Origin of the sequence: Synechococcus sp. WH 7805 (genome assembly GCF_000153285.1) — a bacterium.
Lineage (GTDB): Bacteria > Cyanobacteriota > Cyanobacteriia > PCC-6307 > Cyanobiaceae > Synechococcus_C.
Genome location: NZ_CH724168.1, coordinates 196,397 through 217,421, shown reverse-complemented (window position 1 = coordinate 217,421; position 21,025 = coordinate 196,397). Strand labels below are relative to the sequence as shown.

At 60.4% G+C, this 21,025-nt stretch carries 25 protein-coding genes and 1 riboswitch; of the genes, 10 read left to right on the top strand and 15 right to left on the bottom strand.

All coding sequences use genetic code 11. The features are described 5' to 3' along the window. Position 1: 1 nt before the first annotated feature. Genes WH7805_RS01360 through WH7805_RS01350 form a run of 3 tightly spaced genes read right to left on the bottom strand, consistent with a single transcriptional unit; the run spans position 2 to position 2,954 of the window. Entirely contained in the window at positions 2 to 1,096 is a 1,095-nt protein-coding gene (locus tag WH7805_RS01360) for a type III polyketide synthase (protein WP_006041125.1), read from the bottom strand. After that, on the bottom strand, positions 1,096 to 2,238 hold the full coding sequence (locus tag WH7805_RS01355) for an NAD(P)/FAD-dependent oxidoreductase (protein WP_006041124.1): 1,143 nt from the start codon (positions 2,236 to 2,238) through the stop codon (positions 1,096 to 1,098). The genes WH7805_RS01360 and WH7805_RS01355 overlap by 1 nt, the downstream gene beginning before the upstream one ends. After that, positions 2,238 to 2,954, bottom strand: a complete 717-nt coding sequence (locus tag WH7805_RS01350; RefSeq protein ID WP_038004876.1) for a class I SAM-dependent methyltransferase — start codon at positions 2,952 to 2,954, stop codon at positions 2,238 to 2,240. The genes WH7805_RS01355 and WH7805_RS01350 overlap by 1 nt, the downstream gene beginning before the upstream one ends. A gap of 206 nt (positions 2,955 to 3,160) precedes the next feature. On the opposite strand from WH7805_RS01350, the gene WH7805_RS01345 reads away from it, so the two are divergent. From WH7805_RS01345 to WH7805_RS01335, 3 genes are read left to right on the top strand one after another with little or no spacing between them, the layout of a single operon-like run. Beyond that, entirely contained in the window at positions 3,161 to 3,400 is a 240-nt protein-coding gene (locus WH7805_RS01345) for a DUF2973 domain-containing protein (RefSeq protein WP_006041121.1), read from the top strand. A gap of 9 nt (positions 3,401 to 3,409) precedes the next feature. Then, positions 3,410 to 4,039, top strand: a complete 630-nt coding sequence (locus WH7805_RS01340) for an isoprenylcysteine carboxylmethyltransferase family protein (protein ID WP_006041120.1) — start codon at positions 3,410 to 3,412, stop codon at positions 4,037 to 4,039. A gap of 19 nt (positions 4,040 to 4,058) precedes the next feature. Further along, positions 4,059 to 4,460 carry an OsmC family protein gene (locus tag WH7805_RS01335; RefSeq protein ID WP_006041119.1) on the top strand — a complete coding sequence of 134 codons (402 nt, stop codon included), beginning with the start codon at positions 4,059 to 4,061 and terminating at the stop codon, positions 4,458 to 4,460. 16 nt (positions 4,461 to 4,476) lie between these two features. Here WH7805_RS01335 and WH7805_RS01330 read toward each other — a convergent pair whose 3' ends face one another. Next, positions 4,477 to 5,187 (bottom strand): 16S rRNA (uracil(1498)-N(3))-methyltransferase, encoded by a 711-nt coding sequence (locus WH7805_RS01330; protein ID WP_006041118.1) that lies wholly within the window; start codon positions 5,185 to 5,187, stop codon positions 4,477 to 4,479. 58 nt (positions 5,188 to 5,245) lie between these two features. Beyond that, positions 5,246 to 6,070, bottom strand: a complete 825-nt coding sequence (locus tag WH7805_RS01325) for a hypothetical protein (RefSeq protein WP_006041117.1) — start codon at positions 6,068 to 6,070, stop codon at positions 5,246 to 5,248. A gap of 100 nt (positions 6,071 to 6,170) precedes the next feature. Between WH7805_RS01325 and WH7805_RS01320 the strand changes: the two genes are divergently transcribed. The 3 genes from WH7805_RS01320 to WH7805_RS01310 all read left to right on the top strand — a co-directional run bounded on the left by WH7805_RS01320 (position 6,171) and on the right by WH7805_RS01310 (position 8,899). Then, complete coding sequence (locus tag WH7805_RS01320; protein WP_006041116.1) at positions 6,171 to 6,365, top strand: hypothetical protein; 195 nt, start codon at positions 6,171 to 6,173, stop codon at positions 6,363 to 6,365. A gap of 5 nt (positions 6,366 to 6,370) precedes the next feature. Then, a riboswitch (cobalamin riboswitch) is annotated at positions 6,371 to 6,518 on the top strand. A gap of 119 nt (positions 6,519 to 6,637) precedes the next feature. Beyond that, entirely contained in the window at positions 6,638 to 7,162 is a 525-nt protein-coding gene (locus tag WH7805_RS01315; RefSeq protein WP_006041115.1) for a HupE/UreJ family protein, read from the top strand. A 123-nt stretch (positions 7,163 to 7,285) separates the two neighbouring features. Next, positions 7,286 to 8,899 carry an iron uptake porin gene (locus WH7805_RS01310; protein WP_006041114.1) on the top strand — a complete coding sequence of 538 codons (1,614 nt, stop codon included), beginning with the start codon at positions 7,286 to 7,288 and terminating at the stop codon, positions 8,897 to 8,899. Between the two features lie 6 nt (positions 8,900 to 8,905). On the opposite strand, the gene WH7805_RS01305 is transcribed toward WH7805_RS01310, so the two are convergent. From WH7805_RS01305 to WH7805_RS01265, 9 genes are all read right to left on the bottom strand, one after another. Next, on the bottom strand, positions 8,906 to 9,799 hold the full coding sequence (locus WH7805_RS01305) for a metal ABC transporter substrate-binding protein (protein WP_006041113.1): 894 nt from the start codon (positions 9,797 to 9,799) through the stop codon (positions 8,906 to 8,908). Positions 9,800 to 9,859: 60 nt separating this feature from the next. Further along, positions 9,860 to 10,645: a metal ABC transporter permease gene (locus WH7805_RS01300; RefSeq protein WP_006041112.1), complete on the bottom strand. Its 786-nt coding sequence runs from the start codon at positions 10,643 to 10,645 to the stop codon at positions 9,860 to 9,862. Next, positions 10,638 to 11,339 carry a metal ABC transporter ATP-binding protein gene (locus WH7805_RS01295; protein WP_006041111.1) on the bottom strand — a complete coding sequence of 234 codons (702 nt, stop codon included), beginning with the start codon at positions 11,337 to 11,339 and terminating at the stop codon, positions 10,638 to 10,640. The genes WH7805_RS01300 and WH7805_RS01295 overlap by 8 nt, the downstream gene beginning before the upstream one ends. A gap of 27 nt (positions 11,340 to 11,366) precedes the next feature. After that, positions 11,367 to 12,743, bottom strand: a complete 1,377-nt coding sequence (locus WH7805_RS01290; protein WP_006041110.1) for a hypothetical protein — start codon at positions 12,741 to 12,743, stop codon at positions 11,367 to 11,369. After that, positions 12,740 to 13,429, bottom strand: coding sequence for a TIGR03943 family protein (locus WH7805_RS01285; protein WP_006041109.1), 690 nt, complete (start codon positions 13,427 to 13,429; stop codon positions 12,740 to 12,742). The genes WH7805_RS01290 and WH7805_RS01285 overlap by 4 nt, the downstream gene beginning before the upstream one ends. A gap of 15 nt (positions 13,430 to 13,444) precedes the next feature. Next, complete coding sequence (locus WH7805_RS01280; protein WP_006041108.1) at positions 13,445 to 14,404, bottom strand: permease; 960 nt, start codon at positions 14,402 to 14,404, stop codon at positions 13,445 to 13,447. Between the two features lie 15 nt (positions 14,405 to 14,419). After that, positions 14,420 to 14,761 (bottom strand): c-type cytochrome, encoded by a 342-nt coding sequence (locus WH7805_RS01275; protein WP_006041107.1) that lies wholly within the window; start codon positions 14,759 to 14,761, stop codon positions 14,420 to 14,422. An 88-nt stretch (positions 14,762 to 14,849) separates the two neighbouring features. After that, positions 14,850 to 15,107: a DUF3721 domain-containing protein gene (locus WH7805_RS13675; RefSeq protein WP_038004874.1), complete on the bottom strand. Its 258-nt coding sequence runs from the start codon at positions 15,105 to 15,107 to the stop codon at positions 14,850 to 14,852. Positions 15,108 to 15,218: 111 nt separating this feature from the next. Beyond that, positions 15,219 to 15,809 (bottom strand): hypothetical protein, encoded by a 591-nt coding sequence (locus tag WH7805_RS01265; protein ID WP_038004184.1) that lies wholly within the window; start codon positions 15,807 to 15,809, stop codon positions 15,219 to 15,221. A 100-nt stretch (positions 15,810 to 15,909) separates the two neighbouring features. Between WH7805_RS01265 and WH7805_RS01260 the strand changes: the two genes are divergently transcribed. Then, positions 15,910 to 16,989, top strand: a complete 1,080-nt coding sequence (locus WH7805_RS01260) for a DMT family transporter (protein WP_006041104.1) — start codon at positions 15,910 to 15,912, stop codon at positions 16,987 to 16,989. Here WH7805_RS01260 and WH7805_RS01255 read toward each other — a convergent pair. Continuing rightward, a complete protein-coding gene (locus WH7805_RS01255) occupies positions 16,980 to 17,816 on the bottom strand; it encodes a metal ABC transporter permease (protein ID WP_006041103.1) in 837 nt (278 codons plus the stop codon). The two genes, WH7805_RS01260 and WH7805_RS01255, sit on opposite strands and share 10 nt — an antisense overlap. A 32-nt stretch (positions 17,817 to 17,848) precedes the next feature. Between WH7805_RS01255 and WH7805_RS01250 the strand changes: the two genes are divergently transcribed. From WH7805_RS01250 to WH7805_RS01240, 3 genes are all read left to right on the top strand, one after another. Further along, entirely contained in the window at positions 17,849 to 18,358 is a 510-nt protein-coding gene (locus tag WH7805_RS01250) for an NfeD family protein (protein ID WP_006041102.1), read from the top strand. A 67-nt stretch (positions 18,359 to 18,425) separates the two neighbouring features. Beyond that, positions 18,426 to 19,763 carry a flotillin family protein gene (locus tag WH7805_RS01245; protein ID WP_006041101.1) on the top strand — a complete coding sequence of 446 codons (1,338 nt, stop codon included), beginning with the start codon at positions 18,426 to 18,428 and terminating at the stop codon, positions 19,761 to 19,763. Further along, a complete protein-coding gene (locus tag WH7805_RS01240; protein ID WP_006041100.1) occupies positions 19,763 to 20,992 on the top strand; it encodes a flotillin family protein in 1,230 nt (409 codons plus the stop codon). Before WH7805_RS01245 ends, WH7805_RS01240 begins: the two co-directional genes overlap by 1 nt. Positions 20,993 to 21,025: the final 33 nt, after the last annotated feature.

Genomic DNA, 21,025 nt, shown 5'->3' with positions numbered 1-21,025 from the left:
GTCAGCCATCCATAAGCCGAAACAAGGCCACCTCGGCGCAAAGGCCGGGGCCGAAGGCCAGGGCCAGGCAGGGGCCAGGGATGGCTGAGCGGCGCAACCGCTGAAGGATGAACAGCACTGTGGCGCTGGACATGTTGCCGTGGTCGTGCAGCACAGCCCGTGATGTTTGCAATTGCTCAGGGCTTAGTTCCAGCACCTCACCGCAAGCCGAAAGAACCCTGGGCCCGCCGGGATGCATTGCCCAGCTGCTGATGGATGCAGGAGTGAGATCCCAACCGCCTAACCAATCGTCCAACCAGGGGCGCAGGGCCTGCGCCACGGTCTGCGGCACCTGAGGCGACAGGCCCATGGAAAACCCGTGATCAGCGATTCTCCAGTGCATCAAGCCAGCGGATCCTGGGATCACGGTGGATCCATTGGTCTCCAGCACAAGAGCCGGAAACGAGATCGGGCGTTGCGCCGACGCCACCACAGCAGCGGCACCATCAGCGAACAAGGCATTGGCCACCACCTGCTCAGGATCCCCGCCGTACTGGAGATGCAGGCTGCAAAGTTCCACGCAGCAGATCAGAACCACGGCGTCGGCATCGGCTTCTGCAAACGCCCGGGCCACCCGCAGGCCATTGAGCGCTGCATGGCAGCCCATGAAGCCCACATGGGTTCGCTGGACATCGGCACGCAACCCAAGCCGTTCGATCAGAGCCAGATCCACCCCCGGAGCCTCGAAGCCGGTGCAGCAGACCGTGATCAGGTGGGTGATCGCCTCAACGGCAACTCCAGACTCAGAAAAGGCTGTAGCGCTGGCTTCGAACGCCAGCTCAGCGGCATGGCGCTGAAATTCAGTCATCCGCTCCCCCGTGGAGGGGTTGGTGCTGCCGTAGAAGGGCACCCGTGCGAGAAATGAACCGTCGTTGGCGTGATCAGTGATCAGCACACTGCCCCGACGACTCACGCCGCTGCGCTGATGGATGCGCTGTAGCAGCGCTGTCTGCCGGCCGTCGCCACCGCTGACATGCTCCGCTAGGGCAACCGCCTCATCTCGGGTGATGGAACCCTGGGGAACGGCCGTGCCGATGCCGTGCAGCGTGAGGGCCATCAACAGATCTCCGCTGGGGGCACCTGCACGCGGTTCACACGGCACACGATCCGCTCCGGGAGTCGCGGCCAGACCCTGCAGAGGCTGAACAGGCCGGAGGTGAGCAGCGGACGCTGCAGCACTGTGGCCAGAGCCCGGCAGACCCTCTGACGCCGCACGACCAGAGACTCCAAGGTTTGCAGCCAGCGACGTTCCAGGCTTGGGCTCCAGTCAGCCAACCCCTCGACCACAAACGGAGCAGCAGCACCTCCCGCAGTCAGCGCCCAGGCCATCCCCTCGCCGGTGAACGGTTCCACGTAACCGGCTGCATCCCCAATCAGCAGACAGCGGCTGCCGGCAACCGCTGGAGGACGGCGCGTCAAGGCTGGAGTCAACTGCCACTGCCCGGCCATGAGATCGGCAGGCAGGTCGAATCCCGCAGACATGAGAACGGATCGTGCTGCTCCCGCAGCACCTCCTGCAGCAGCAACACAGGAACGATCAAACGCCGCCGCCAGGTTCAACGCTCCATCCTCCCGTTGCACCAATCCCACATACCCCCCGTTCCCCAGGGCCATATGGATGACGTTGCTGGCGTAACCGTGGGACATGGGCGGCAACACACAGCCAGCCCCCACCCTGGATGTGACGACGGTTTCAATGCTGGTGTGATCGGGGCTGCAGTGGTTCACCAGACCTGCCGCCACGAGCACAACCCTGGCTTGCACATCCTCCTGTGGCCCGCCGGAAGATGATGTAAGCCGCACGTTCCGCGACTCGGAACATGCCGGACCGAGCTGCCCCCGCGTCTGAAAGCGAACCGTGGCACCAGCGGCAGCGGCAGCCTCCAGCAGGGCCTGATCAAAACGTTCCCGGGAAAGCACCCACCCACCCGGCAGGGAGAGGACCGCGGTCTGGCCTTGGAGGCCGATGCGCAACTGCTGCAGCGGCTGAGCTCCGCAACGGGCCATCAGATCACCCTGGCCCACAGCCTCCAGCACACCTTGGGCCTGCGCGTTGAAACAACACCCGCACACCTTCCAACGGGGAAAGACGCGCTTTTCCACCACAAGCACGGAGAGCCCCCTTCTGGCGCAGTCGAGAGCAGCGAGCCCGCCAGCGACACCACCTCCGATCACCACCACATCCCAGGTCCGGCCCATCACAACGGTGGACTCCAGATCAGCCGCTGGCGCTCAGGCCAGAAGCGCTGAAGCTCTGCTCCAGAGAACCCCGCCCGCTCGGCCAGCTTGAGAAGTTCCTGGGGAGTGAATGCCGCACGAACCGACAGAGGGCCATCGGTATGCACCACCCATGAACGGCTCAGCAGGCGTGTACCTGCCCAGGCCAGGGCGTAGCCGAGCCGACTGCGGATCAGATCGTCGACGATCACCAGATGGTTGGCGCGCTCAGCCATCACCCGAAACAGTGAGACAACCGCGTCATCAGGGAGATGGTGAGCGAACAGCGTGCAATACACAACATCAACTCGATCCTGACCTGGCTCCGCGAGAGCATCAGCCACGCTGAACTCCACCTGTCCTCCCCTGCATTGGGCATTGGCGCGTGCCAGGCGGATCGCCTCGGGATTGAGATCACAGGCGCGGATCTCAAGCGCCAGCCCTGAGCGTCTGGCCATCCGATCAAGATCGATGGCGATGTCACCACCACCGCAGGCCAGCTCCAGAACGCTGATCGGTTTTGAAGCCGTTGAATGAAGCGCTTGCAGCGAACGCAGCAAACCCAAGGAGCTGCGGCTGATCGCATTGATCCGGCGCAGACCGCGAAGGGCACGCGCGTGCTCTGCGGGATCCAGCCCTGGCTGATCCATCACCTCGGGCTGACGATCGCGTTGATTCAGAGCCTGACCCCAGCGCATCCGTTCTTCAGGCATCCGCTCTGACGCTAAGCACGCGAACAGCGTTGAGCATTGTTAAGGTTTGTTTCTTGCGGAGTCAACCATGACCGATTACACCCCGTTCATTATCGGCATGGTGGTGTTTGGAGTGGTCATCACTGCTGCTGTCGTGTATGTGCTCTCTCAGCCAACAGACCTGCCCTCATTAAAGAAAAAGGATTGATCTGATGGCTGGTTCATTGTTTCCTCTTGTCTACGCAGGCTGCCTGGTCTTTCTGCTTCTCCAAGCGTTCAGAATGATGCGTCCGGGGAAGGCTGTTCTGACCCGTGCCATGCAACGCAGTGATCGCACCGGGCTGCTCACAACTCACCCTGAATTGCTCAACGAACAAGGCGAGCTCACCAAAGACGATCTTCTTGTTGTGCGTTTTCCCGATCAGGGTTCATTGGAAAGTTCCACGAATTGATACGTCGTCATGGTCAGCCAGCTCACGGCAATCAATATTGCCAAGATGATCACGATCGCGATTGTGATCGGCTTGATTGCATTAGTCGGCATCGCAGATCAACGACAGATTCTTTACGCATGCATGCACATCAGCTACTGCGTGTGGTGGCTGCTTGAACAACGGATTTATCCAGAACGAAGAACGTTTTTATTTCAGGAAAAGGTTGGGCCTGTTGGCCTGACTAGCGCCATCCTGATCATTGGTGTGTTTTATTCACTCCCAGCTTTTCTCGCTTTCTTCAATCCCGACCCGCTCACAATTGCAGCCACAGCAACAGCACTCCCCCTGTTCTACTTCGGTAGCTTGATCAACACGTCTGCCGACGTGCAGAAAATGACGGCCAAAACATTGGGTCGTGATCTAGTCAGTGATGGAATCTGGAGCCATGTTCGTCATGTGAACTACAGCGGAGATCTGATGCGCTATTTAAGTTTTGCAATCATCGCAGGTTCAGCTTGGGCTTTTCTTGTCCCTCTGGCGATTACCGCCCTTTACCTTCAACGCATTGGCGAGAAAGAGAAATCAATGTCTGATAAATATTCGGATTTCGCGTCTTACCGTCAACACTCCACACGCTTAATCCCTTGGATTTGGTAGCCGCCCATTTCCTTACGACATGACCAACATCACCTGCACCTACACCGGTGATCTCCATTGCGAGGCCATCCATTCGGGATCTGGAGCCACGCTGAGCACCGATGCCCCCCTCGATAACGAAGGCAAGGGAGAGGCGTTTTCCCCCACCGATCTCCTGGCCACCTCACTGGCCACCTGCATGCTCACAATCATGGGAATCACCGCCCGCAGCCGCGGTTGGTCGCTTGAGGGAGCAAGCGCCAGCGTGGACAAAGTGATGAGCACCGACGGGCCAAGACGCATCGACACCCTGCGCGTGACCCTTCAGCTCCCAGAGCAGCTTGATGACGACCAGCGCGCACTCCTTCAGCGGGTGGCGGAACAGTGCCCTGTGAAACGCAGCATCGTTCCCCTGATCAACGCCGAAATCCACTGGGCCTGATCCTGTCTCCCCGCAATCACAACGCCTGCGCCAGAACGGTTGTCAATGCGGTATCCACACTCAGGGTCCGAGCGCCGAGATGCACTCTCTGAGCGCCCATTCGCTCGGCCAGCTCGAGCTCGAAGGGCACGAATCCACCCTCAGGACCGATCATCACCACGGCGGGCTGCGTTGCAACCGCAGACAGGCCAAGACCAGCCTCCTGGTGAGCGATCCAACAAGGGCGGCCCTGGCAGATCCCAGGCAGCCGGTCTTCGACAAAAGGCCGGAACAGCCGGTGGCGGTGCACCTGGGGAATGAGTGTGTCGCGGGAGCGCTCCATTCCCATGCGCAAAGCCTCATCCACCTTGGCTTCCGAAAGCAGAGGGCTTTGCCAGTAACTCCTGTCCACCCTGGCGGAGTGGATCAGATGGAGATGGCCTGCTCCGAACTCCGCCACCGTGCGCAGAATCTTCCGCAGCATTTTCGGCCTGGGTAGAGCCAGCACGAGATCAAACCGGTGACGTGCAGGGGGCGGATCCAGCAACTGCACAGTCATCAAGACAGCGTTGGCATCGATGGCCTCAATCCAACCCGTGCCCAGCTGACCTCCCAGCAATCCAACGCGCAGCGTGTCCCCTTGCTGGGAGCGCAGAACCTGGCGGATGTGCTCGGCACGGCGATCGCTGAGTCGAACACGCTGAGCGTCGATCCACTGGTCGTCGCTGTTGAGCAGGATCAGGTTCATGGGCGTCAATCATGCCCTGGGGCAGCCAGAGGGATCGCAGCAGAGGAATCGCAGCGGCTCAGCTGCAATCGGCGGCAATCCTTCCCCGCAAACGGCAGACCATGTCAAGCGACTGGCCCTGTTCAAGTCCCTCCTGAAGGGCTGAGACCACCCTCTTGGCAATCTGATTGAGTGTGGACTCCGTCTGCGAAGGATCACGCAGACGGGCCTCCAGCGCACCTTCCAACATGCCGATCTCGAGCATCGAGACGCCCTTGCGAGGAGCGCCCAACATGCCTCTGTAGTCGTAGGGATAGGCACCGAATTCCTTGGCCAGCGCTTCATCCATCACCGAGAAGCCGAAGGCCACAGCGGGGATGATTCCTGCGCCGATGCCATGGGGCGCATAAGCGTCGTAATGGATCTCCACCACATAGCCACCCTTGGCGGCATGTTCACCACCCACACTCCAGTTGGTTCGTGGATCCTCTCCATTACGGATCGTTCGCACGCCAGGGTCATAGAAGGTGATGTCCAACCCTTGGCGCTTGCCCTCAGCCACAACCGCCTTGGCCGTCTGCAGGTTCCAGTAGAGCTCATCGGTGATGCCGGCTTGCATCGGAGCCGCACCTCCCACATCAACCGCACGACCAGGCGTCCCTGACCCATACATCCTCTGGGAATCCGCATGGCCGGCAAGCACCAGAATCGGCATGTCCTTCTTGGGCATGCGATCGCCGACCCAGTTCTTGCCTCGCCCAGGCGTGCGAGGCAGCGGCGGCAACTGAGGTTCATTGCGCACGGGAGGAGCCGGCTTCATGCTCTCGAGGATGTCCATCAGACCTGCCTCCGCAGCCAGCGGTAGAGCAAGGACACCCACAAGAGCCAGACCGATGCGACGCATGCGTTTCAGCGTGAGTGTCCCATGGTGCCCGCTTGCTGCTCAGCTGTCATCCCTGGGTTCAGCCTGCCATTGCTAGGTGAGGACAAGATGCGAATGTTCCATGGCGGACCTGATCAACCTGCTGGTGGCCTGGCGCTGGCCTGGCGCTTCAGTCCTGATCGCTCTCGCTGTGAGTCGAGCCCTGATTGGCATCGCCCGCCACGGCATAAGGGTCGAGATCTACACCCGCCAACCCATTCTTGTGGGGACGGGTCGTGCACCTCTGAGAGCGGAAGTCGGAAAAGTACGGATCTGAGAAGAGGGCTACGGTGGTTTGCTGGTTTCAGCGGGGAGCAGCCGCTGATGGAAACGGGGAAAGAACGGTGCGAATCCGTCGCTGTCCCGCAGCTGTGAAGCTTCGCCTCACGCGAAGTCAGTCAGAACGCCCGCCAGACCATCACACGACGAGGATCGACCTTGACTATTGCCACTCCTGGAGCAGCTGTGCGTAGAGCCGGCCTGGTTGCAGCACCCCTACTTCTCAGCGCATCACTCGTGGCACCAGCAAACGCCCACCACCCCTTCGGCATGGGTGACAGCACAGGCCTAACGGCCTGGCAGGGACTGCTGAGCGGGATCGGCCATCCGCTTCTGGGCCCCGATCATCTTCTGTTCCTCCTGGCGATTGCCTTCATCGGCCTGCGCCGCCCGATGGCCTGGGTGATCCCTCTGCTGGCGGTTGGCCTGGGAGGAAGCGTGCTGTCGCAGTTGATCCCCCTGTCCGATGCCATCGCACCCTGGGCCGAAGCTCTGGTGTCCCTGTCTCTGGTTGCTGAAGGACTGATCGCTCTCACGCTGTTGCCGGCGCAGTGGCTGCTGCCGCTGATCGGCCTCCATGGATTCCTGCTGGGAAGCACAATCGTGGGAGCCGAGCCCACACCCTTATCCACCTACTTCCTCGGCCTGCTGATCGGCCAGGGGGCAATGCTGCTTCTGGTCACGGCATGCTCCAAGGGCCTTGTTGCCAGGCTGGGTGAGCAGGGACGCCGCCTCAGCGCTGGTATCTGGATGGGCATCGGCCTGGCGTTCGCCTGGGTGGCCCTGGTTGATTAAAAAACCATTGAATGTTCAACGGGCCGGAACACAAGCAAGACGCCGCCACAGAAATAATTAATATCAGCACTTCAATCCTTGATTTCACTCGCATTACGGCAATCAGTGTCGCAACGCATACCCATGAAAAACTTTTTGATTGCATCGCGCAACACCCTTGGAGTTGCGATTGCGAGTTCATTGTGTTCTGTGCATGCCACTGAGCTGAACATCATTGGTGTGTCTGACTACGCCGCTTCCGGTGAGCAGGTCACCAGCATCACTCAGTTCTCTGATGTGGTCCCCACCGACTGGGCATATCAGGCACTGAGCAACCTGATCGAGCGCTACGGCTGCGTGGCTGGCTACCCCAACGGCACGTACCGTGGCAACCGGGCCATGACCCGCTTTGAAGCGGCTGCCCTGCTGAATGCCTGTCTCGACCGCGTCACTGAAGTGACCGACGAGCTGAAGCGCCTGATGAAGGAGTTCGAAAAGGAACTCGCCATCCTCAAGGGCCGTGTGGACGGTCTTGAAGCCCGCGTGGGCGAACTGAAAGCCACGCAGTTCACAACCACCACCAAATTAGAAGGTCTGACAACCTTTGTGATTGGCGCCAACATCTTTGGAGGTGATGCTGATGCCACTGGCGAACAACCAGCAGCCAATCGGAAAGCGGCCAACAGTGACTTCGGGGCTACAACATTTAACTACGACACACAATTAACTCTGAACACAAGTTTCACTGGAAAAGACAACCTAATCACAATCCTGCGCGTGGGCAACTTCGATGGCGGTGAAAATGTTTTCGGTGGTTCCTTTCTACCTCTGTCCACACTGGAAACAGCATTTCAAGAAGGCGATCTGCCAAACAATGTTGCTTTAGACAGGCTCTATTACACGGTCCCGATTGGCGACAACTTTGTGTTGACGTTTGGTGGATTGGTTGGTCAGGAAGACATGCTGGGACTGTGGCCAAGCGTGTATCCATCGGACACCGTCCTCGACGTCACAACACTAAATGGAGCTCCCGGGGCCTACAACAAAAATCTGGGAGCCGGGGCAGGCATCACTTGGACCGACAATGGATTCAGCGCAGCAGCCAACTATGTAGCGGCATCCGCCAATCAATCCAATCCATCCGAAGGTGGCGTCGGCACAGCAGGAGCAGGGAGCACGGGAACGGTGCAGATCGGCTACCAACAAGAGCAATGGGGCCTTGCAGTCATTTATTCCTCAATCCAAAACACGAATCAAAAGGCGGAACCGAATGGTCTTGTGGCCTTCGGGACGCAATTCGTGCTGAATAGCTACGAGACCCCAGGCACAACCTCAGCCTTTGGCATCAGTGGTTATTGGCAACCGCAAGACAGTGGCTGGATCCCCTCAATCAGTACTGGCTGGGGTTACAACACAACGTCCTACGAATCAAATCGTCTAACGGATAGCGAACAATCCAACCTGGTCACAGCAAGCCAGTCCTGGACAATAGCCCTGGAATGGAATGATGTTGTCCTGAAGGGAAATAATGCGGGTATGGCCGTTGGACAGCCGATTTTTGCGACTGAAATCAAGAATGGCGATACCCCCAGAGATGGAAATTACGTCTGGGAATGGTGGTATCAATTTCAAGTCACAGACAACATCAGTGTCACACCTGCAGTGTTCTATCTGAGTCGTCCATTTGGTCAACAAACACCGATCAACCAATCCTTCAATCAACTGGGAGGCCTGGTGAAAACCAGCTTTCGATTCTGACCCTCATCAGTTGATCGAAGCCCACTGCTTCTGCAGCTGATCAGCGCCCTTCTTGTCGCATTTCCCTCCCTGGGACAGCACGAAATTGCAAACATTGCCGGTGGCTGTCTGAATCAGGCTTTGCCCAGGAGCCTGACCTTCGCCGAACAGCGGTTGCTTGGCCAAAGGCACACCGCTGGAACGACTGATCCGGCGCATCGTTTTCGAAGGGGGCAGCGCTTCAGGGAAGATCACTTTGGTGCCGGAGGCCTTGATGGCCTTGCTGATGGCACGCAGGCTGGAAGGTCGCAACCGACCACCAGTGGCGTATTCGTCAATCAACGGAAGTTCACGGATTCCGTAGCGCTTGGCCAGAAACGAAAAGCCTCGATGGCCAGTCACCAGAACGCGCTGTGCTTCAGGAACAGTGCGGATCTGAGCTCCAGTCCAGGTTCCCAAGGCCTTCAAGACGGAGTCCATCGATGCCCTCCTGCGGTTGATGGCGGCATCCTGCTGCCCCTGAAACAGCGGCTTCAACTTTGATGCTGTGGTGTTAACCATGGACGCAGCATTGGATGGGTCGTGCCACAGGTGCGGATCCTTCACCGGATTCTTCGGTACAGCGATCTCACCGATCGACACCACAGAGCCACCTGCTTTGACGCCATTCAGCGCTGGCGTGAGGTTGTAGCCGTTGAGGAGAACCAGATTGGCCTTGCTGAGATTGGTTCGATCGGCAGGACGCAACGCCAGGGTGTGGGGATCGGCGCCGGCAGGAATCAAACAGACCACCTTGGCCTGATTCGCCACCAGCATTTTGGTGATGTCGCAGAGCACTCCATCCGCAGCAACCACGGTGGGCACCGAAGCGGCAGTGGCAATCAGTAGCCCCGACGCAGACGGAAGAAGAGGAACGAACAAGACGGACGCGAAAGCTCTATTAGAATGATAATCATTCTCAACTCTCTGTCCACGCCACCATCACGGAGCCAGCTTCAGCTTCGGCAGGCACAGAAGCGCCATGCACACCACCCCGATCAGGGGCCCCGGGGGCAGGTTCAGGGGCACCGCCAGCAAAAAACCAATGGCACTGACAGCCAGTCCCACACAGGCGGACTGCACCATGGCCGCTCTCAAGCTGCCCACGCGACGCAGCCCGGGCAACACTGGCGCGCAGAGAAGACCAATCACCAGGATCACCCCCACAGCCGCCATCGCACTCACAATCACCATCGAAGTCACCAGAGCCTGCAGCAATTGCAGACTCCGCACTGGCAAACCAGAGGCTTGCGCACCCTCAGGATCCACCCCTAGAAACACAAGTTGGCGGTAGCGCGTCAGCAACAACAACGCCATCGCCGCGGCCGCCGCCAGCACCCGGATCAGATCCGACCAGTCCACGATCAGGAGATCGCCGAACAGCAAGCCCTCCAGATCCAAGCGCAGGTTGAGGAGGGGAATCAGCAGCACTCCAAGCCCAAGAAACCCAGCGAGCACGGTGTTGATCACGGCCTCCTGGCCTGCCGACTGCCCCCGCTGCAACCGTTCCGCCAGCAGGGAACCCAGCAAACCGCTCAGCACACCACCGATCGCGGGATCCACTCCCAACGCCACGGCCACAGCCACGCCCGGCAGAACGGCATGGGAGATGAGATTCGCCTGCAACACCCGCCTCTGGGTCACCAGCAAGGTGCCGGTCACCGGACAGAGCACGCCGACCAGCAAGGCCATCAACAGCGGCAGAAGCCAGAGATCGATCTCAGTCATGGCAGTGCGCTCCGGGATCAAGCTGATCGCCGAGCCGGTGCCGGATCTGATCAGGCGATCCGTCGGCCAGCACGCGGCCATCGAGCACGATCACCCGGTCGTACTGATCGAGTGCCGAGCCCCAGTCGTGACTGCTCACCAGCAAGGTCTGGCCTGCATCGGCCAGCTGGCGCATCAGCCGAAGCAACTGCGCCCGCGAGGGTGGATCAATGGCGGCACAGGGTTCGTCGAGCAGCAGCACCCGGGACGGCTGCACGATCGCACGCGCCAGCAAGGCACGCTGCTGCTGGCCTCCGGAGAGGGCATCCAGTCGACGGCCGGCCAGCGCTGTCAGACCGACCCGTTGCAGTGCCGCATCTCTGTCACAACAGACATAAGACCTGGATGGCACCGACCCGAGATCCACGAACTCCCGCACCGTGATCGGAAACGACCAGTCAATCCGTCCGCGCTGGGGCATGAGCACCACTTGATCGCGGCACATCTGCACGGGAACGCCATCGCAGAGCACCTGGCCGCCTGTTGGGGACAGCTGCCCCTGCAACAGGTGCAGGAGGGTGGATTTCCCGGCACCATTCGCGCCCACCAGGGCCGTGAGCGTGCCTGGTTGGAGTGTCAGAGACACCTCTTGAAGAACGACGCGATTGTCAAAAGCGGCCGAAACCGAGTCGGCAACCAGGGGAGCACCCCCCATCCATCATGAGAACGATTCCCACTCAACCTATCGAGACCCTCTGGATCTGCCAGCCCAGGCCCCACCGGCAGGGAGCCAACGCGCCAGCACCGCTGGCTGATCAAGAACGGTCAGATCCAACGTGCGTCCGCTGATCAAGGCCACCCGCCCGGCGTCCTCCCCCGGGCGGCGCACCACCGTGAGCAATTGATCGCTCACCGGATCAAAGTCGAGTTCAGCGCCGGAAGTGAGACGCCAGTCATTGAGGGATCGATTCAGAAGGGTGCGGCCTTGAGCATCGAGCAGCAGCATCCTGTCTCGGGCCTGCTGTCCCGCCTCGCGCAGCACAAGCCACAAACGCTCGCCGCCGTTGTCGCAGGCGGCAGCCATCACACCAGCCTCGCCGATCCACACCTGCCGGGGCGGACGCCCGGGAATCACCAGCTCTAACGAGCGGCGGTAATCGGGCCAGTGCCGAACCAGCAGCGCACGGCCGGATCCAGAGCAGAACGCTTTCACTTCACGGCTGCCGGGCAGCGTCTGACGTGGGGCGGCTCCTGGCGTGGACTCCAGAGGCAACAGCTCAAGCCCATCGAACGAGGGAAGCACTAGCCCCGTGCCATCGGGGAGCAAGCGCAAGGCTCCACTGGCCTCAAGAGCAAGGCGGCGGCGGTCGGAGCCTTGGTCAAGAATCCAGATCCGGTCACTCCCGGGTTCAAATCCCCCGAGCTGAATCAACAGATCACCGCGCTGATTGGCGCTGAGGTGCACGAACAGCAGTGAACCCGATTCCAGGGTCTCCAGCGGGCCCAGAGCAGGGTCGTCAAGCCCTGATGACGCGCCGCTGAGAGAGCGCTGATCGATCCGTCGAAACAGCACCTGCTGGGTGGTTTCAGCGTCATCGCCCACCACAGCCACGCCACGTCCGTCACCGAGGGGCTCCACCTGGAGAATGCGCTGCTGCGCCGGCATCAAGGAACGCCAGCGACCATCGCGGAGCCGCATCAGCAGACGCTCGCCCTCGTCCCCTGGTGCCACTGCGAGGAGAAAGGGTCTGGGATCCCACCAAAGCGATTGCGGCGTCATCGGCAGGCGGCGCAGGTCCTGGCCGCGCAGATCCAGCCGCACAGGACCTGAAACAGGATCGCCTGACTCAAGAAGAAGCCGCATCCGGTCCTGCCGGCCGAACCAGCGATGCGGATACCTGGGTTCCAGCGGACTGTCCGCCACCGTGGCGCGATCCATCGGGCGGCTGAACGTCACATCCAGAGCAGCGGCACCGGAGCGGATCGGCTGCACCGCCACCGCCAGCAAACGCGGCGGCCGCCGCGCCAGAAGCTGTTGCTGAAGCAGTGCCACTGCGGCCAACAGCATGAGGCTGGCAGCAAGCCAGCGCTCCTTGGATCCAGCGAATCGGCCTGTCATGGTTCCAGAGGACGCTCCGGCCTGGGAATCACCTTGATGCTCGCGGGTTTCACCACATTCGTCGGCACACCGTTTCGGTCCTGCACCGTCATCGTTCCCTTGATCTCCAGCCATTGATCCGGCACTGGATCTGATCCTTCAGGCCAGTCCACCGGCAGACCAGCGGGCGTGGCATCGGCCAGACAGCAACGCACGGTGAGACGTGCCAACTGCGCAGGCTCCCCAGGCCGCGCCAGCACGAAGCCACTGATCCGCAGCGGATCTCCGGCATGCAGATCAGGATCAGGCTGACTGCGCAGCAAGCGCACCCATTCCGTCAGCGTGCGCTGCTCGGGGGGCAGGAAAAAACTGAGCTGGGGTGCTTCAGGGAGACTGTCCTGTCGGTTGGCTGCCAGATCACTGAAGGAGGGGGCCGGAGGGAAGGCCAGCATCAGCAGCGCCACGCCCAGCGACAACAGCACACCCAGCGGAACAGGTCCACCCCGACGGCGCCGGGCCCCGCGCAGCTGGATCAGCGCCAGCAGCATCAGAACCGCTCCGGCGACAGTGACCACCGCGTGAAACGCCGCATTGAGAAGCAGATCCAGACGTCCGGACAGACGGCTCCACAACAAGAGCCAACCCCACAGCCCCAAGGCCAGAGGTGTCAACCAGGGGGATCGGCGCAGGCGTTGCAGCAGAGACATCACGACATGAACAACTCAGAGCTGAAGAAAATTGACCCACTGGCCGATCAGCAACACCAGCAACGACGCCGCCACCGCAGTGATGCCGATCGCCCTGGGGGTGAGCAACACAGTGAACAGGCCAGCAAGTTTGAGATCAACGACAGGACCGAGAAGCAGAAATGCCAGAAGTGCCCCAGGGGTGACCTGAGCGGCAAACCCCAGGGCAAGAAAGGCATCGACGCTGGAGCACACCGACAGCACCAGGGCCAGCAGCATCAGGGCGATCACCGACAGTGTCGGCGCACTGCCGAGTGCCAGAAGCCAGCTGCGGGGCAACCAGGTTTGAACCACCGCCGCCAGGGCGCTACCCAGCACCAGCAAGGTGAGCAGGTTGAGAAATTCCCGAGTGCTGTGACCGAGCAACTCCCCGGGCCGAAGCCGATCAACGGATGTGGGCCGTTCAGGGATCGGTGCGCTGCCCCCCACCAGACCGCTACCACGCTCAAGCAACCCCACCCGCGACAGCGGTTGGGTGAGGCGCCTCTCCTCCAGCAGAGCCGGCGCCAGCAGCCGGGATTCAGCCAGCAGTCCCAGAAGCATGCTGAGCGCCAAGGCGATCAGGAAAGCACCCAGGGGCCGCGCCCAGAGCAGCCAGGTTTTATCGGGAAACGCAGCCCAGGTGCTGGCCAGCACGATCGGATTGAGAACCGGAGCCGCAAAGAGAAATCCAAACCCCGTTCCCAAGGGTGCTCCGCTGGCCAGAAGGCGACGGGCCACAGGCACATTGCCGCATTCACAGGCCGGCAGAGCGAAGCCGAGCAGTGCCCCCACGATCGGTGCGAGAACGGCATTGCGCGGAAGCCGGCGAACCCAGGCTGACTGGGGAACAAGCCACCGGGCGATCCCGGCAATCGCCACTCCCAGCAGAAGGAAGGGAAGGGCCTCAATCAGCAGACCTTGGAAGATGGCCCAGGCCGTGGAGGCACGTGTCATTCCCAGCCTCTGGTGTTAGCTCCAGCCTTGAGACGACTGCTCCTCCACATAGGCAGCGACGTCGGCGATTTCCGATTCACTGAGCACATCCACAAAGGCGGGCATGGCATTGCGGCCGTAGGTGACCTGAGCCACGATCGCCGATTCATGGGCACCGAGATAGTTGGGAAGATGGGCTTTGAGATCAGCTTCCCGAAGGGTGCGCTCCGCCTTGATGATGTTGCCACCACCGGCGTGGCAGGCGGCGCAATTGGTCGTAAAGATCTGACCACCGCGCACCGCATCGGTGGCATTGGCCGACAACGGCGACATCAAACCAATCAACAAAGCCAGGACGAGCGAAGCAACGAAGCGCATGGCATGCCAGTCGAATGACCTGATTGTTCAAAACCTGCTGCGAGGTTTCACGCAGGCCTCAGATGATCGTCACGCAATGACATGGGGGTCAGATCCCCATGCCGTGACCGTGACTCTCACAGGGCATCCACTTGCTGCCCATGGCGTGGGCCCCTTTGCATCCAAAACCGGGGGCAGCGGCCTCCGCTTCCTTCCGGGTGTCAAACATGGCTTTCTTTCCCCCCGCGGTCTGATCGGATTGCTGAGGTTGACCTGACAGCACCATGCCGCTGTGGTCATCCCCGGGGACGTGATGGGCGCGGGCCGACGCAACACCCACCAGGGTGAGCAGACCCAGGAACGCCATCGCGCTTCTGAGCCTGAAACGGGTGGAATGGAATTGCATCGGATGCAATGAAGGGATCAATCGATCCATTCTCCATCAATGGAGACGAGACCGGTGGTCCCTGTCACCAATTCAGCGCGCATCGAACGGTGCCGAGGAGTGGTGGAGAACGATCCGCAGCGTGCCATTGATCTCGCGCACGAAGGTCCACGTTTTCTCAACAACGCCCACCTGCCCCTTGGCATCCGTCACCCGCACCAAACCCATGGTGTTGGCCGTGTTGCCGAACAGCTGGATCACGTAGTCCTCGATCTCACAGCTTTTCCAATGGCGATAGGTGGCAAAGCCCTGGTTCTTGCCGAACTGGGGAATGGAGGGATCAGGACCCACGAAATAAGCCAGAGCTCCGGCGCGGGTGGAACGGAACGTGTCCTTCCCAATGGTGTAAGTGGGTTTGAACGCGATCGGACCGAAATCGAAGCTGTAGGCCCCATCAATCACCGCAGACGCCTTGGCCTTTGCAGCGGCATAACCACCGGTCTGATAGGCATCGCTGATTGCAACCAAAGCAGCACACCAGCCGCGCTGGGCCTTGATCACCTCCGCTTCGGTGACCATGGTGCTGAACACCTGCACTTCAGGATCCGAGAATGCAGGCAGGGGGGCCAGAGCGCTTGACCCCAGAACCGCAGCGGCAGCCACAGACCAACAACGACTTTTCATTCACAGGAGTCAATTCATTGTTGGCTTAGCGCCAATTCCAGAAACCGACCGTTCCAGGGTTCAGAAACTCTTGGCATGGTGATGGGGTCACCCAAAGGGCATGCGTCGCTACTGGACCGGTCTGCTGGCCGCCGTGCTCTTCGGCTGCAGTGCTCCATTGATCGCGGAGCTGGCCTCTGAAGGTGGCCCCTTGGCCATCACCGCCCTGCTCTACCTCGGTGCCAGTGCCGTCCTGCTGCCCCTGCAGCACCTGCGATCCCGCGCGAAAGAGAGCCCAAGCGTGGAGGAAACGCCGGTTCAGCCCTCCGACTGGCCGAGCCTGGCCCTGCTCACGCTCCTGGGGGGAGTGGTTGGCCCCCTCTGTCTGGTGCTGGGGCTTGAACGACTCTCCCCCGCGACAGGGTCGCTGCTGCTGAATCTGGAATCCCTGTTCACGCTGATCGTGGCGGTGCTGATCGGCCGGGAGCACCTGGGTCGGCGCGGGTTCGGCGCAGCAGCACTCACCCTTGCGGGAGCCTTGATCCTGAGCGGAGGCCACCTGGATGGCGGTTCTCTTGTTGGCGTGGTGTTGATCGCCCTGGCCTGCCTGGCCTGGGGGGTGGACAACAACCTCAGCCAGGCCCTCAGCCTTCGTGATCCTCTGCAGATCGCCTGCATCAAAGCCCTGGGAGCCTCCCTGCCACTGCTGGTGATGTCAGCCGTGTTCCAGCACTCCTTCCCGCCGATGCGGAGCAGCCTTGCGTTGCTGGTGATTGGAGCACTGGGCTACGGCATCTCGATTTGGCTGGATCTGATCGCGCTACGGCAGCTTGGAGCGGCACGGGAAGCTGTGCTGTTCGCCACGGCGCCGTTTGTTGGAGCTGTGTTTGCCGTGGTGGTGCTGGGCAGTGCCCTGAGCAGCACCCTGGTTCTCGCAGCAGGACTGATGGCCGGTGGCGTGATCCTGCTGATCGGTGATCACCACAGCCACCGTCATCACCACGCGGCGATGCATCACAACCACCGCCATCAACACAGTGCGGAGGATCCCGATCCCCATCACCAGCATCAACATGCAGATGGAGCACCGCGATGGCATGCCCATGAACACGAGCATGAAGCGATGGAGCACAGCCATCCACATGTGAGCGATCTCCACCACCGCCATGACCACGACCCGTCAGCCCCCCCTCAGGCCTGAGGGTTTCCACGGCGCAGCACGCCATGACGCGGTGCCAGAAGAAAAGCCAGCAGGAAAAGACCGGTTTGCACAAGAACGATGCATCCCGCCGTGGAGCTGTCGGTCCAGTAGCTCACATACACCCCCAGCAAACTCGAGAGCACGCTGCTGCCGATCGCCAGCCAGGTCATGCGATCAAAGCGATCCGTAAGCAGATAGGCGGTAGCCCCAGGGGTGACGAGCATGGCCACCACGAGAATGATGCCCACCGTCTGCAGTCCGGCCACCGCCGCCAACGACAGCACCGAGAGAAGCAGGTAGTGCAGGACGCCTGTGTTGATCCCGATCGAACGGGCATGGGTGGGATCAAAACAAAAGAGCAGCAGATCCCTACGGAACAGCAGCAGCAGCACGATCACCACGCTGGAGATCAGCACGGTCTGGAGGATGTCAGAGGAGGAGATCCCCAGCACATTGCCGAAGAGGATGTGGGTGAGGTCGATATTGCTCCGCGTCTTCGACACCAGCACCAGTCCCAGGGCGAAGAAGCCCGTGAACACCAATCCGATCACCGTGTCTTCCTTGATCCGCGACTTCTGCTTCACGAAGCCGATGGTGGCCACAGATCCCACACCGAACACAAACGCGCCCAGGGAGAAGGGCAACCCCAAGGCGTAAGCGAGCACCACACCAGGCAGCACCGCATGGGAGACGGCATCACCCATCAAAGCCCAGCCCTTGAGGGTCATGTAGCAGGAGAGCAGACCGCAAACACCTCCCACAAGGCCACTGATCAACAGCGCCTTGAGCATGAAGGCGTGGCTGAGGGGTTCCAGGAGCAGATCCATGGAATCAGTATGGGGAAGTGATGGCCCACCCCATGCTGAGCGCTTATTGGTTCTGTCTCGTGGCTGGAGTCGTGCTGATCAGCTTTTCGTTGCATGACGGGGGCGATGTGGATGGCGATGGCGGGTCGTTGACGATTCTGTTCAGCACACCGTTCTGGTCATTCGGGCTCACAGGCTTCGGGCTGAGCGGCGTGTTGATGACCGTGCTCTCTCCCAGGGGATCCTGGATTCCCTCCAGCCTGGTCGCCCTTGTTCTGGGGTTGGGAATGGGCGTGGCTGCCGCAAAATTGTTGGTGATGCTCAGCCGCAGAACCGCAGACAGCCTTGTGCACAGTGATGATCTGATCGGAGTGCAGGGCCTGATCACCCTGGAAGCCGATACCGAAACCAGAGGGTTCGTGGAAGTCAGTGTGAAAGGGAGCCTTTTGCGCAGGCCTGCCCTCAGTTCCAAAGGGAAGCTGGCAAAGAACACCTCTGTGGTGGTCATCGCCAGTGACGAGCACACTCTTCGCGTCGAAGCACTAGATGGCGACTCTCTTTAGGCGGGATGAGGTCTGCAGCGAAAGTTGGGATCTTTAGCTAGATCGAAGCTGTGCAACTGACTTCGGAATGCATCGACTCTTCGCGCAGGCACAACCAGAACCACCCAATTTCTCAACCAACAGCCGCAATCCTTCTGAGATCGTGATCGGCGGCGCCGCACTCGTGGTCGTCGTCCTGGTGACACTGAATCTGATCAGCCGCTGGATGATCCGAATCTGCCGTCCAAACGAGATGCTGGTGGTCACCGGTTCACACTCGAATCAGGGACAGCAGGGCGTGAAGGGCTACCGCGTTGTGGCCAATGGCGGCTGGACTTTTGTGAAACCGATTCTTGAGACAGCTCGGCGGATCGACGTGACCCTGCTGCCAGTTGTGGTGGAAGTGAACAACGCCTATTCCCATGGCGGAACACCGCTGAACATCCAGGCCATCGCCAATGTGAAGATCAGCAGCGATCCCGAGGTGCGCAACAACGCCATCGAGCGATTCCTAGGCCACGACCAGAGCGAAATCGTGCAGGTAGCCAAAGAGAACCTCGAAGGAAACCTGCGCAGTGTTCTGGCCCAGCTCACCCCTGAACAGGTGAACGAGGACCGGTTGCGCTTTGCCGAACAGATCGCCGAGGACGTCGGCGCAGACATGCGACGGCTTGGGCTCCAATTGGACACCCTCAAGATCCAGAGCGTGTCTGACGACGTTGACTACCTGAGTTCGATCAGCCGCCGCAGGGTCGCCCAGATCGTTCGGGATGCGGAAATCGCCGAATCAGAAGCAATCGGCCAGGCCGAACGGGTGGAAGCAGAGATGGAAGAAGTGGCCGAAGTGGTGCGCACGGAAGCGGAAACCGTTGTTCTTGAAAAAGACAACGCCGTGCGCACCCAGATCGCCGAAATGGAGAAGAAGGCGCGTTCTGAGGAGGAACGCACCACGGCCGCTGAGCTGGAAGCGCGCGCCAGAGCCGAACAAAAGCTGCAAAAGGTGCGAGCCCAACTGGAGCGCCTGAGGCTCCAGGCCGAGGAGGTGCTGCCAGCCCAGGCGAATCAGAAAGCCAAGGAGCTGCGTGCCCGTGGGAAGGCAGCCGCCACGGCAGAAGATGTCAAAGCCAGCGCCCTGGTGAATGATCTGCTCACAACGGTGTGGAACGACGCCGGCAGCACAGCCGAGCTCGTGTTTTTGCTGCAGCAGATCGAGATGGTGCTGGATCAAGCCACGAGGCTTCCCGGCCGAATCACCATCAAACGCATCACCACCTTGGACGGCAATGACGCCAGCAGCCTGGCGAGTCTTGTGGACCTGAACCACCGGGTAGTCCGTCAGTTCTTCACCCAGGTGCACCAGATCCTTGGCATCGACCTGCTCGAAACGCTCACAAGCACCAATTCCAACACCAAAGGAGGACTGTGATGTTCATCGCCATCGGACTGACGGGAGCGGCAGGTGTCTGGGCCTTTGTTGTTCTCCTGCGGCAGCTGTATTACATCTGTCAGCCCAGTGAAGTGCTGATCTTTGCCGGTTTGCGCCAGAGCACTGCCAGCGGCAAGCGCGTGGGGTACCGCACGGTTCGTGGCGGCAGTGCACTGCGGATCCCCCTGCTCGAAGAGGTGATGCGGCTTGATCTCAGCAACATGATCATCGATCTGCGGGTTGAGAACGCGTACTCCAAGGGGGGCATTCCCTTGAATGTTTCAGGGGTGGCCAATATCAAAATCTCGGGAGATGAACCCGGGATCCACAACGCCATTGAACGATTAATTGGTAAAACCCAAGATGAAATCCGCCACATTGCCAAAGAAACCCTGGAAGGCAATCTCCGCGGTGTGATGTCGAGCCTCACGCCTGAGCAATTGAACGAAGACAAAATCACCTTTGCCCGCACCTTGCTGGAGGAAGCGGAAGACGATCTGCAGCGCCTGGGCCTGGTGCTGGACACACTCCAGATCCAGAACATTTCCGATGATGTGCGCTACCTCGACTCGATCGGCCGCAAGCAACTGGTGGAGCTGAAGCGCGATTCACGGATTGCCGAAGCCGAAGCAAACTCGCAATCGGCGGTGAAACAAGCCGAGAACGAACGGATTACGGCCCTGCGTCGCCTGGATAAGGATCTTGCAATCGCGACAGCCAATGCCCAAAAGAGAACCACCGATGCACTGACCCGGCGGGCCGCCGTCGTGGCGGAGGTGGAGGCCAGCGTGGGAGCGGAACTAGCCCGTGCGGAAGCGGAGCTTCCCGTCCAACAGGAACGGATCAAACAGGTCACCGAACAGCTGCAGGCCGACATCGTCGCCCCGGCGGAATCGGAAAGTCAGACGATGATGGCCGAAGCGAAGGGTGAGGCCGCCACGATCATTGAACAGGGGCGATCCCAGGCCGAAGGCCTTCAGGATCTCGTGGACTCCTTGAAACGATCTGGCGATGACGCCAAACGTCTGTTTCTTCTGCAGAAATTGGAACCTCTGCTCACCATGCTGAGCGATACGGTGCAGCCAATTGAAGTGGAGGAAGTGAACCTGGTGGCCCAGAAAGACGGCGGCAATACGCTTTCAATCGCCACGCTGCTGAGACAGCTGCAAAACAGCACTGGACTTCAGCTCCCCATCAATCCCCCAAAGTCAGAGCACACTCCTGACTAGATCGCTGCAGAGCGATCAGAAACCGTTGAAGTC